A 12,607-nucleotide genomic window follows, 5' to 3' on the forward strand; every position below is an offset into this window, starting at 1 on the left:
GTCAATCGGTCATTCGATACTTGCCGTCCATAATTTCAGTGCAAACGCAATAAACATCAGCCCGATTGTGGCTACTGCCCCGGCAGCCAGACGCTGATAGTGACGAAACCACTTGACCAGCGATAAACCACTGAATATCAGTACGCTTAGATAAGTCAGGCTGAAAATTTGCAAAATAATAGCCAGCAGTAGAAAACTATATGCCGGGTGTGAGTAATGCGGATCAACAAACTGAACAAAAAAAGCCAGAAAAAACAAAATTGCTTTCGGGTTTAACAAACTGAGCAGCAAAGCATGCTGAAAGAAATGACGTGCCGGAAGCGGTTTACTGGCTGCTGCCGGCTCACACAATGATTGTCTGAAAACATCTGCAGCAGCATTCTGACGTCTGTTCCATTGCTTAAGAGCTGAACGCAGCAACTGCCAGCCCAGATAAAACAAATACAAACCACCGACCAGTTTCAGTATTAAATACAATGCAGGTATGGTTTTGATAATTGATGTTGCACCTGAAGCTGAAAGCAACATCAAAATACTGTCACCCAGAAATATTCCGGCAACCGCACAATAAGCAGCCCGTGCTCCATATTTTCCAGCCATGGCCAGACAATACATTGAATTTGGTCCCGGCAGCAGAACAATTGCTATGGCACCAACAATATATGTTCCCAGATCAGTAATACCAAACATGGGGGTTCCTGTACTTTTTTACTATTCTCAATAAATGTAGTTCGTAATATCACGCAATTAATTTTTATTTGCCGCTTGCATATGTTCGATAAAGCGGTCAAAAAGGTAGGCAACGTCGTGCGGGCCCGGACTGGCTTCCGGATGTCCCTGAAATGAAAAAGCCGGCTGACTGGTCATGCTAATACCTTGAAGTGAACCGTCAAACAGAGATTTATGAGTAATACGAACATTTTCCGGTAAAGTATCTGCGTCTACTTCAAAACCATGATTCTGACTGGTAATCACAACCCGGCCGGTATCCATATCCTGTACCGGATGATTGGCTCCGTGATGACCAAAAGGCATTTTGCGGGTTTTCGCCCCTAAAGCCAGACCAAGCAGCTGATGTCCCAGACAAATACCGAATAGCGGAAGTTTATGTGCCAGAATTTCCTGCACAGCTTTAATGGCATAATCACAGGGTTCCGGATCACCCGGCCCGTTAGACAGAAATACGCCGTCAGGATTCAATGCCAGTACTTCAGCTGCCGGTGTAGTAGCAGGAACCACAGTCAGACGGCAGCCGCGTTCACTCAGCATACGCAAAATATTGGTTTTTACCCCGAAATCGTAGGCAACCACATGATATCTGGCTTCTTGCGGTTGAACATAACCCTGCCCCAGCTGCCATTCACCCTGAGTAAATTCATATTTTGCAGAACAGCTTACTTCCCGTGCCAAATCTTTTCCGGCCATGCTGCCAAAAGCACGTGCCATTTCCAGAGCCTGTTCTTTATTTGCATCGGCACCAGTCAAAATACAGCCGGCCTGTGAACCTTTATCCCGCAGCAAACGGGTAAGGCGTCGGGTATCAATATCTGCGATTGCCACAGTATGCTGACGTTTCAGATAATCGGACAGGTTTTCCTGCGCACGAAAATTACTGTGCAATAAAGGTAAGTCGCGAATAATTAACCCGGAAGCATAAATTTGTTTACTCTCAGTGTCTTCACTATTGATACCGGTATTGCCGATATGCGGATAAGTAAGAGTCACCATCTGCTGAGTGTAAGACGGATCAGTGAGGATTTCCTGATAGCCAGTCATGCTGGTATTGAAGACTACTTCACCAACTGCCTGCCCGGCTGCACCAATGCTGACACCATGAAATACGGAACCGTCAGCCAACACCAGAATTGCACTTGTAGTCATGGATGAGTCCTGTGTATTTAATAGACCGTCAATAACGACAATCTGTTTTTTTATGGATTAATAATCGTGCTTCCAGTTACCAGTTGCAGGCAAAAAAAAACACGCCACTTCACGCAAAAAGCGTGAGCTACGTGCTTGATTATGGCAGAGACATAAAATCTGACACTGCCATGAAAGCAATGCATTTTAGCTAATCTTCTCTGCTTTGGCAATGCAGATATTACTAAATAAAAAAGAAAATTTTTATTAATTTACTGGGCAGCCCGCCGGCTGCCCATTAGACTGACTGCAAATTTTACAACACTATTTTAGCGTACATGATAATTCGGCGCTTCTTTGGTGATTTGCACATCGTGTACATGCGACTCACTCATACCCGCTGCGGTAATTTCAACAAATTCTGCCTTATCATGCATCTCATGAATGGTTTTACAGCCCAGATAGCCCATACTGGAGCGTAATCCGCCTACAAGCTGATGGATAATCTGGCTGATTGGTCCTTTATAAGGTACCCGTCCCTCAATGCCCTCCGGCACATATTTATCAGCACTGGAGACATTATCCTGAAAATAGCGGTCAGATGAGCCCTGGCTCATGGCTCCCATTGAACCCATACCGCGATAGGATTTATAAGAGCGTCCCTGATAAAGCTCGATTTCGCCCGGTGCTTCTTCAGTACCGGCAAACATACCGCCCAGCATTACTGCAGAGGCGCCGGCTGCCAGCGCTTTAGCCAGATCACCTGAAAAGCGTATACCACCGTCAGCAATCAGCGGCACGCCGGTACCGGCAAGTTCTGCAGCCACATTATGAATAGCGGTTAACTGCGGCACACCTACACCGGCTACTATACGGGTTGTACAGATAGAACCCGGCCCGATGCCGACTTTAACTGCATCCGCTCCGGCTGCAACCAGATCACGCGCAGCAGCGGCTGTTGCTATATTACCGCCAATGACATCTACATCCGGATAATGCTGTTTTACCCAGCGTACACGTTCTATTACACCCTGACTGTGTCCATGTGCTGTATCCACCACCAGCACATCTACTCCGGCCTGTACCAGTGCAGCTACCCGCTCGTCTGTGTCTTTTCCGACTCCTACTGCTGCGCCTACTCTCAGCCGCCCTTCACTGTCTTTATTGGCATTAGGAAAAGCTGTGTTTTTTAATATGTCTTTTACCGTAATCAGACCTTTCAGCGCCCAGTCTTCATTCACTACCAGCACACGCTCAATTTTATGTGTATGCATTAATTCACGCGCATCATCAATGCTGGTAGTTTCACTTACAGTAACCAGACGCTCACGCGGGGTCATAATGCTGGATACTTTTTGCTGCAGATTACGTTCAAAACGTAAATCCCGGTTAGTGACCAGACCAACAACTTTACCATTTTCCAGCACCGGTAAGCTGGAAGCTTTGTATTTACGCCCAGGACCAATTAAATCGCTAATCAGCGTATCAGGCGTAATGGTTACCGGATCCTTGACCACACCACTTTCATATCGTTTAACATTGGCTACGGCCCGTGCCTGCCGTTCAACACTCATGTTTTTGTGAATAATGCCAATACCGCCTTCCTGAGCCATGGAAATAGCCAGCTTAGCCTCAGTAACCGTATCCATCGCCGCTGAAACCAGGGGTAAATTCAGATTAATCCGGCGGGTAAGCGGAGTTTTCAGAATAACGTCGCGCGGTAGTACTTCAGAATGAGCAGGTACGAGCAGCACGTCGTCAAAAGTGTAAGCTTTTTCGACTATACGCATTTTAGGGCTTCTTTTTAGAGGATGAGAAGAAATTTAGATAAGGGAATTGGCGGGTAATTTTAACAAATATACGACACACTCGCAAAATATACTTTTACATAAACCGGTCAATTGGCAAACATTGGTTTTTTTTATCGTATAATAGTCAAAACATATATTTTCAAACCCAAGGAAAAGTAAACATGCGTCACAAAATACTGAAAATGTCACTGGCAATGGTACTGATGGGCAGCACATTAATAGCAGGTGCTGTGGAGGTATATACATGGCGTGATAACAAAGGCGTAAATGAATACTCAGACACCCCAGTAAATCTTTCACCTGCTAAAACTCAGCGTTTTAATGTGCGCACACAGGTTGCCACGCCTGTGGCAGCACCTCAGCCTAATGCTGAAGCCAGTTCTGATTCAATAACAGAACAGCAGGCAAAACTTAACCGTAAAATTGAAGAACATAACAAGCTGACAGATGAGCGGAACAAAAAAATTGAAGAACAAAACAAGAAAAACCGTGAAGCCGCCTGCAAAACTTCGAAGATGAACCGCCAAATGGCTGACAGTCTGCGCACCAATAATCGCGATGCGCTGATTAAACGTTATGATGAAGACGTACAACTGAATTGTAAATAAACTTTTACTCTTGACTATTTTACTCCTTATCCATAAGTTGTTTACGCAGCTTATGGACTTTTTTATGGCTGCATACATAGTTGTTAACCAGATATACCATTACTATGACCAATACCACAGCCACATCATCCAGCAATGCTGACAGTAATAAATTTGATATAGCCCTGTTTCTTAAAAACCTGCCTTTAGTGCCGGGGGTATACCGAATGCTCGATGCAAATGATAAAGTATTATATGTGGGCAAAGCAGTGAATCTGAAACGTCGTGTCAGCAGCTACTTTCAGAAAACCAATTTATCGCCCCGGATTCAGCTTATGGTGAAACAAGTGGCGCGAATTGAAATTACAGCCACTCATTCAGAAACAGAAGCATTGATTCTGGAAAATAACTTTATCAAGGCATTATCGCCGAAATACAATATTCTGTTCCGGGATGATAAAAGCTATCCTTATCTGATGCTGAGTGGGCATCAGTTCCCGCAAATGGCGTATTACCGTGGCAATCTGAAAAAAAATAACCAGTATTTCGGTCCTTATCCTAATGGCTATGCAGTACGTAATAGCATCCAGACATTACAGAAAGTATTCAGACTGCGTACTTGTGAAGATAGTGTATTTGAACATCGCGACCGTGCCTGCCTGCTTTACCAGATTAAGCGTTGTTCTGGGCCATGTACAGGGCATATCACAGTTGAAGATTATCAGAGCAGTGTTAAAGCTGCGATCAGCTTTCTGCACGGAAAAACCAGTGAGCTGACTGCTTCTTTGCATACCAAAATGCAACATGCTGCTGAACAGCTGGATTTTGAAACGGCAGCACAGGTGCGAGATCAAATTCAGGCACTGGGACTAATGCAGTCTCAGCAATTTATCGACAGCAAACAGGCTCGTCACAATGACATTGATATCCTTGCGTTGGCTGAAGAAAATGATATTGTATGTATTCACTGGGTTAGCATTCGCGGCGGCCGGCATGTCGGGGATAAAAACTTTTTTCCAGATACCCGCTACCGTGTTACTGAAAAACTCAATCACTATGGAGAGGCATTTGTTGCACAACACTATCTGGGTAAAAATAAGCCGGATATAATCATCAGTAATTTTCAACTGCCCAAAAGTCTGTGTGAAGCACTGAATAACGAAAACGGCAAACAGATTCAGTTTATTCATAAAACTGTAGGTGAACGGCGCGTATGGCTGAATATGGCGGAACGCAATGCACATATGGCGATTGAACAGCATCGTTTACAGCAGCATAGCCAGCAACACAGGATTGAAGCACTGGCTCAACTGCTTGATATGGATGCAGAAAATCTCAACCGGATTGAATGTTTTGATATCAGCCATACTCAGGGCGAGGCTACTATTGCTTCATGTGTCGTATATGAAGATGAAGCCATGCAGCCTGCTAAATATCGTCGCTATAATATTACAACCGCAAAGGCCGGTGATGATTATGCCGCCATGCGCGAAGTATTAACCCGTCGCTACGGACGACTGGCAGATAATGATGACAGTATCGGTGCGTGGCCGGATCTGGTGCTCATAGACGGAGGTAAAGGTCAGGTGCATATGGCTCTGGATGTATGGCAGGAGCTGGGTATTCATATTCCGATAGTCGGTATTGCCAAAGGTCCGGAACGAAAAGCCGGTCTGGAAGAACTGATTATTCCGCATCAGCAGCGCAATATCCGGATAGAACCGCACAATCCTGCCCTGCATTTGTTACAAACTGTCCGAGATGAATCCCACCGCTTTGCCATTACCGGCCATCGGCAGAAACGTGCCAAAGCAAGAGTCACTTCTTCACTCAACGACATACCGGGTATTGGCAGCAAGAGGCGTCAGGCACTATTAACCCGTTTTGGGGGGTTACGCGGCGTGGTTGCCGCCAGTGTGCATGATTTAAGTCAGACGGAAGGTATTAGCCTTGCTCTGGCCGAAAAGATATATGATGCTTTACATTAACACAAATATATCAATCTGATTATTATTAAATTTATTAATATTATCAATAAACAATACCGGAATATCCAGAAATTTTGTTTACAATACTGAATGTACAATTATGGAATGCCTGAAACATTGCTGCCTGTGTTAAATATCATCTTTAGATAATACCGGGTATTTTCAGAAATTTGTCAAAACAATATTTATCTCTTCATCAGACTACATACTGATGAATGGAAACCAGAAATACCGTATATTATTAATAATTTACAGTAATATCACCAGTTTACAGGCAGTGTACAGAAGACAGAAAATCTTTAATCAGAATCCAGCTAAAATATTTGTTTTTCTTTACATTAAAAAGAATACATAAATATAATTATCTTTGAATTTATTAATGGATATAATAAAATGACAGAAATAGTTCAAATTTCTTTGCATAAAAAATTATCTAGAAATTTTTTAATATTATTTGTCAGTTATTTCATATTTATACTGTGCTCAGTTGGAGCACTCTTATTTTATTTTTATGATGAATGTGAACGATCAGGCGCAAGTTTCTTTTTAGGTTTAATAGCACTGATTAATTTTTTTGTTTTTTTATTTTCTATAGTTATTAAAGCTTTAAAAGCAATTTTTTCCCGGACTGAAAATAAACAATCACTTTCATTTAAATTTTTACTGTTTAATTTCACACTATTTCTTATTACCTTTTTTATCAGTATTTTGGGTTATAGATTATTAAGTACCTATTATAATCAAACAGATATTGTTTTACTTAATATTCTCTGCTGCTCTTTTTGTATCTTTATCTGTTTTTTAATTTTATTTTTCGCCAAAATAATTAAATGGCTTTTCTTACGTTCAGCTTAATGATAAAAATGTTAACTAATTAATTCCGGGAAAAAAGTATATAAACCTCACTCAATACTTACTGTAAAATAAACATAATGACTCGTATCATTTTATATTTAATTATGAATCAATATACTTATTCCGTACTCAATTATTTATAACATCAGAACCAAATGCAGCATTTTAATTAGAAATGTAATAGCCCGAGCCAGAATTAATTTTTAAACAGTCATTCATAATATACAAACAGCTAGTGATAAATCTAAACATTTTAATGAGTTCAGCAGTAGATAATATTATTTTCCAGTCGCTGTAATTTAAGGCAATTAAGATAACTGACTCATCAATATAATGATCAATTATATATATGATTTAAATCAAACCACAACATTTAAATATATTTAATTTAAAAAATTTATATATAATAAAATAATTTTTATTGACAATAAAATTTAAATATGATTCAGCATTACTTAAATCTCAGAAAATTGATCAGATTTTTAATTAACTATTTAATATTTACAATAGTTTTTTTCATTATACTCGAACTCCCTAGGGGTTTTAGAGATATTAATGAATTTTTTACACGAGAGTCAGTTTTGGGTCTGATGGAAATAACTTTCATTCTCTTTTTATACTTCTTTTTTTTGTTCAAAACGACTAAAACTATTTTCATTCGCAACAGCAAAAATCAATCATCTTCTTTTAAATCTTTATTTTTTAAATTAGCACTTAACATTGGTTTAATTTTGCTATTTCACTTTGTTGTTTATTTATTAGGTATCGACAGAGATTTAGCGTACACTATTTATGGTTTAATGATATATTTCATTTTATATTGCTGGGCAGTCAGTTTTTTTATACTAATAAATATAAAAATCATAAAATATTTTTTACGGGCAGAAAAAAATGTTCAGATTTCTTCTTATAGACTTGTATCCGAAGATTTATTTATGTTTTTAACTAGTTACTCATTAGTTATAATCTGCATGATTGGATTTTACCATTCTATTGGTGATTATACTTACCAATTCAAGCTTTTGCTTGGAATCGGAAAATTAAACTTAATTCTGCTCGGAATTAATTTTTTAACTTTTATATTGATTATATCTGTTTCTACTATTAAACCTGTAAAATATATTTTTTTTAATATTGAAAATAGTGAATCCTTTTCATTTATTTCTTTACTTAGCAGCTCCGGATTATCTCTGATAAACTGCCTCTTTTTGTTTTTTATTAACGGTATATTATTTTTTATAGAATCTTCACAACTTATACAACTTGTTTTCATTTCAGGTGAAATTTTCTGCTTGTGTATCTTTATTCGTTTTTTTATTTTACTTCTCGCTAAAATAATTCAATTATCTTTCTCTTTCTTAACCGGGATAAGAGATTTTAAATAAATTAATACAGAATAAATAACAAAATATTTATATCTTTATAATAATTAAAAATTTTCATTTAAAATATTATAATTAAACTATTATTTTCATGAATAAAGTATTGCTTAATAAAAAATAAACTATATAATTTATTTACCTAACTTCTTTAGCTTAGGTTATTAATTTAAATTATAAAAAATCTTAAAAGCATATAAAAGGAGAAAATAATATGTATAATATTGACTACAATAGCTATCGCTCTATAAACAGTTTTAATCAGCGCGTACGTTTTTTAATATTGCATTATACTGCTGAAAATTTTGCTGATTCGATCAAATCACTCACCGGTCCAAATACGAGTATTCATTATCTGATTCCGGATGAAGCAGAAGCAAGCTATCAGGCAGCCGGCTTTAAAGAGCTGCGTATTTTTAATCTGGTGGCAGAAACAGACCGGGCTTGGCATGCAGGTGTCAGTAGCTGGCAAGGTCGTAGTAATCTGAATGATACTTCCATAGGTATAGAAGTTGTTAATCTGGCTACCGATAATAACGGTATATTTACTTTTCCATCCTATGGAATAAATCAGATTAAAGCGCTCAAACAACTAGCTCTGAATATTCTCCAGCGTTATCCGGACATTACGCCAACTCATGTTATCGGCCATTCAGATATCGCACCACAACGCAAAAGTGATCCGGGTGCGGCCTTTCCATGGAAAGAACTGTACAAAGCTGGAATTGGCGCCTGGTTTGATACAAAAACCAAATTAAATTATCTAATCCAATTCACAAAGCAAGGGATACCTGATAATGCAACCATTTTAAAACAATTAAATCGTTATGGTTACGATATCACCGGTGCTGACGCTGATGCTGAACAATTGAACAAACTGATACGTGCTTTTCAACTGCATTTCCGTCCGACAGACTATAGCGGAAGAGTGGATTGCGAAACGGTTGCTATCTTATACGCTTTAATTGAAAAATATTTTCCGGAGGCATAAAACTCTCTTACTTAAAAGAAATAGATATTAAGCAGTTTGAACAAGCCACGAACATAGGTACAAAGTCCGTGGCTTGTTCAGATAAATGATAAATAAGCTGATAATTTATCCGCAGCGGATAGCAATTGCTTATAAACGGGTTACTGAGAGTACACCTTTAACATCGCTCAGGTGGCTAAGTACCCGGGGTAAATCATTTACCTGTTGTACTTCAACAGTAAATCGCAACTGAGCTTCCATATCACGTGATAACGTCTGTACCGCAGTAACATTAAGCCGGTTGCGTGCCAGTGTTTCAGAAATATCACGCAATAATCCACTGCGGTCTCTGGCACGAATTTCAATATCAATAGCAAAAACCTGTCCGGCTGAATCACTTGCCCAGGATGCAGGTAACACTTTATCCGGAGAAATCTGAGCCAGATATTGAAACGAAGAACAATTGCTGCGATGGATTGAGATACCACGTTCCCGTGTTACAAAACCAATAATTTTGTCTCCGAATGCCGGTTTACAGCATTTAGCCAGTGTCGTAAATAAACCAGCCTCACCATCAACGAGAACACCACCAAAATTTTTCTTAATTTTACTGCGTTTGACTAAATGGTTTTCTGTTACCGGTGCTTCCGGTTTTTCCAGTAAAGTATCGACTGCTTTCTGAATCATGCGGCCGGAAACTTCTCCATGCCCCATAGACAGATAAAAATCATCTGCACTGGAAAATCCCAGAGCTTCAGCCAGCTTATGAATATTTGGCTGTACCTGCATTTTTACTAACTGTTTTTCCAGCGCAGCACGTCCTGATTCCCGTATGGATTCACCGTTCTGCTGCCGGATAAACGCACGAATCTTACTAATGGCTTTATTACTTTTCACCCAGCCATCATGCAGCCAGTTAACTGACGGTTTACCTTCGCGTGCAGTAATAATTTCAACCCGCTGACCATTCTCCAATGGTGTGGATAACGGAACAATCTGTCCGTCTACTTTGGCACCGCGACAACGGTTGCCAATATCTGTATGTAATGCATAGGCAAAATCAATCGGTGTGGCACCAGCCGGTAAAGAGAATACCTTGCCATGCGGAGACAGAACATAAATAGTGTCATTAAAAAGTTCTGTCTGAAAAGCACGTGACAGATCTTCACGGCTACTATCGTTTTCGGCGATATTTTCGCGCCAGTCGAGCAACTGACGTAACCATGCTATTTTATGTTCATAGGCTTCATTACCCTTGCCACCCTCTTTATAGCGCCAGTGAGCGGCCACCCCAAACTCTGCATAACGATGCATATCAAAAGTTCGAATCTGGATTTCCACGCCTTTGTCTTCAGGTCCGACGACAACAGTATGCAAACTTTGATAATCATTGGGTTTAGGATGAGCAATATAATCATCAAATTCACCCGGTATAGGCTGCCATAAGCTGTGCACGATCCCCAGAGTGGCATAACAGTCTGCTACTGTATCCACCAGAATGCGTACTGCCCGTATATCATACAAACCATCAAAGCTCAGTTTCTTTTTTACCATTTTACGGTAAATGGAATAGATATGCTTTGGTCGTCCGGCCACTTCAAAATGCATATTCAGGCGGCTCAGTTGCTGTCTGAGGGTATCAACAAAATGTTCAATATAGTCCAGACGCTCAGTACGCTTTTCATCCAGCAGACGGGCAATTTTCTTATATTCATCCGGATTCTGATAACGAAAACTTAAATCCTCAAGCTGCCATTTCAGCTGCCATACACCCAGACGATTTGCCAGAGGGGCAAAAACTGTCATGGTTTCTTTAGCTACGTCTTTTTTTAATTTTTCGTCGGTGACTTTACTCAGGTAGCTCATGGTCTGGGCGCGCATAGCCAGTTTAATCAGTACGACCCGGATATCCGATACCATCGCCAGTAACATCTGTCGCATTGCTTCAGCCTGCTGCTGCCGTTCCTCCTGTGTAGCCAGAGGGCTGATGCTGACAAAATAAGTAAGCTTCTGTACCTGATACAAACCAGCAACCAGCTGCATTACACTGTCACCACATTCTTCTTTGACAATATTTTTCCAGTCAGTGACATAATTGGGCAGACAGCTCAGCATTGTGGCGGCAACAGCATCGGCCATCAAATCCATATCTGCTACCGATTTAGCAGCAGCCATTAAATTGATATACAGATCTTCACCGGCAAAGGTTACCGCGTCTTTCGGATAGCTGTTATTTACCAAACTCTGGGCATGCCGGAGCATTACTCCCATCGCCGCTGGTAAGGTGGCAATATAATCATCTAACCAGACACACGGTAAGCATGGATTGGTGACAAGAGCTTGATCAGGCGTGCTAACCATGTTATCAACCTGTTGATTTGTGTAAATTATGGCGACCATTTTACCAAAACAGACCATTTTATGCTTCATATTAGGCTGTAGAAAAACAGGAATAGTGCTATTATGCGCAACTTTCGCATACACTATATGCAAATAACTTCGCTCGTCCTGCGTTTATAGCTTTCGCATATAGTCTTTATTTTTAAAGGATTTATAATGCAGACTCATCCCGAAGTCATAGGTGTTGACGCGCTGGCCGAAAAAATTCGCAAAATTCCGAATTGGCCGCAGGAAGGAATTTTATTTCACGACATTACTCCGGTATTACAAAGCCCGCAGTACTTCCGTCTGCTGGTAGATTTAATGGTTTACCGGTATATGGATCAGAAAATTGATGTTGTAGCCGGTCTGGATGCACGCGGTTTTATTATCGGTGCTGCTCTTGCCTATCAGCTGAATGTCGGTTTTGTTCCCATCCGTAAAAAAGGCAAGCTTCCTTTTACTACTATTGCGGAAAGTTACGAACTGGAATACGGACATGCAACCATCGAAATGCACACTGATGCAGTAAAACCGGGCACTCGTGTGCTGCTGGTAGATGATCTGGTTGCCACCGGAGGTACGATGAATGCCGGTGTAAAACTGATTCGTAAACTGGGTGCTGAAGTAGTAGAGGCAGCTGCCATTATCGAATTTACAGACCTGCCCGGCGGCAAAAAAATTCGAGATGAAGGAGTACCATTATTTACGCTGTACCAGAATTCCGGTTCTGTTGAGCAATAAAATCCTTCTGGTTGAACTTTACCTGATAAATAAA

9 protein-coding genes are annotated in these 12,607 nt (G+C 40.3%); 4 read left to right on the top strand and 5 right to left on the bottom strand.

Annotated elements, in window-relative coordinates:
• Positions 1-9: 9 nt before the first annotated feature.
• The 3 genes from leuE to guaB all read right to left on the bottom strand — a co-directional run bounded on the left by leuE (position 10) and on the right by guaB (position 3,650).
• Positions 10-690, bottom strand: coding sequence for a leucine efflux protein LeuE (gene leuE / locus GYX91_RS07210; RefSeq protein WP_174830412.1), 681 nt, complete (start codon positions 688-690; stop codon positions 10-12).
• 57 nt (positions 691-747) lie between these two features.
• Positions 748-1,881: a glutamine-hydrolyzing carbamoyl-phosphate synthase small subunit gene (gene carA / locus GYX91_RS07215; RefSeq protein WP_174830414.1), complete on the bottom strand. Its 1,134-nt coding sequence runs from the start codon at positions 1,879-1,881 to the stop codon at positions 748-750.
• A 308-nt stretch (positions 1,882-2,189) separates the two neighbouring features.
• Positions 2,190-3,650, bottom strand: a complete 1,461-nt coding sequence (gene guaB / locus GYX91_RS07220; RefSeq protein WP_084550851.1) for an IMP dehydrogenase — start codon at positions 3,648-3,650, stop codon at positions 2,190-2,192.
• Between the two features lie 182 nt (positions 3,651-3,832).
• Here guaB and GYX91_RS07225 point away from each other — a divergent pair, with 182 nt between their 5' ends.
• Positions 3,833-4,279, top strand: coding sequence for a DUF4124 domain-containing protein (locus GYX91_RS07225; RefSeq protein ID WP_078474736.1), 447 nt, complete (start codon positions 3,833-3,835; stop codon positions 4,277-4,279).
• A 104-nt stretch (positions 4,280-4,383) separates the two neighbouring features.
• Complete coding sequence (gene uvrC / locus GYX91_RS07230) at positions 4,384-6,246, top strand: excinuclease ABC subunit UvrC (protein WP_078474735.1); 1,863 nt, start codon at positions 4,384-4,386, stop codon at positions 6,244-6,246.
• Between the two features lie 509 nt (positions 6,247-6,755).
• On the opposite strand, the gene GYX91_RS07235 is transcribed toward uvrC, so the two are convergent.
• Positions 6,756-6,923, bottom strand: a complete 168-nt coding sequence (locus tag GYX91_RS07235; protein WP_172397390.1) for a hypothetical protein — start codon at positions 6,921-6,923, stop codon at positions 6,756-6,758.
• A 1,771-nt stretch (positions 6,924-8,694) separates the two neighbouring features.
• Here GYX91_RS07235 and GYX91_RS07240 point away from each other — a divergent pair.
• The gene (locus tag GYX91_RS07240; RefSeq protein WP_174830416.1) at positions 8,695-9,471 is read left to right on the top strand and encodes an N-acetylmuramoyl-L-alanine amidase; all 777 of its coding nucleotides are present in this window, start codon (positions 8,695-8,697) and stop codon (positions 9,469-9,471) included.
• 129 nt (positions 9,472-9,600) lie between these two features.
• Here GYX91_RS07240 and GYX91_RS07245 read toward each other — a convergent pair whose 3' ends face one another.
• Entirely contained in the window at positions 9,601-11,811 is a 2,211-nt protein-coding gene (locus GYX91_RS07245) for a bifunctional (p)ppGpp synthetase/guanosine-3',5'-bis(diphosphate) 3'-pyrophosphohydrolase (protein ID WP_084586664.1), read from the bottom strand.
• 195 nt (positions 11,812-12,006) lie between these two features.
• Here GYX91_RS07245 and GYX91_RS07250 point away from each other — a divergent pair, with 195 nt between their 5' ends.
• On the top strand, positions 12,007-12,573 hold the full coding sequence (locus GYX91_RS07250; protein WP_025331077.1) for an adenine phosphoribosyltransferase: 567 nt from the start codon (positions 12,007-12,009) through the stop codon (positions 12,571-12,573).
• Positions 12,574-12,607: the final 34 nt, after the last annotated feature.

This window comes from Snodgrassella sp. ESL0304 (assembly GCF_013344995.1).
In the GTDB taxonomy this organism is placed as follows: domain Bacteria; phylum Pseudomonadota; class Gammaproteobacteria; order Burkholderiales; family Neisseriaceae; genus Snodgrassella; species Snodgrassella alvi.

Excerpts from the sequence above, each read along its gene's own strand:
- leuE (WP_174830412.1), bottom strand. The coding sequence starts at position 690 with ATGTTTGGTATTACTGATCTGGGAACATATATTGTTGGTGCCATAGCA.
- carA (WP_174830414.1), bottom strand. The coding sequence starts at position 1,881 with ATGACTACAAGTGCAATTCTGGTGTTGGCTGACGGTTCCGTATTTCAT.
- guaB (WP_084550851.1), bottom strand. The coding sequence starts at position 3,650 with ATGCGTATAGTCGAAAAAGCTTACACTTTTGACGACGTGCTGCTCGTA.
- GYX91_RS07225 (WP_078474736.1), top strand. The coding sequence starts at position 3,833 with ATGCGTCACAAAATACTGAAAATGTCACTGGCAATGGTACTGATGGGC.
- uvrC (WP_078474735.1), top strand. The coding sequence starts at position 4,384 with ATGACCAATACCACAGCCACATCATCCAGCAATGCTGACAGTAATAAA.
- GYX91_RS07240 (WP_174830416.1), top strand. The coding sequence starts at position 8,695 with ATGTATAATATTGACTACAATAGCTATCGCTCTATAAACAGTTTTAAT.
- GYX91_RS07245 (WP_084586664.1), bottom strand. The coding sequence starts at position 11,811 with ATGGTTAGCACGCCTGATCAAGCTCTTGTCACCAATCCATGCTTACCG.
- GYX91_RS07250 (WP_025331077.1), top strand. The coding sequence starts at position 12,007 with ATGCAGACTCATCCCGAAGTCATAGGTGTTGACGCGCTGGCCGAAAAA.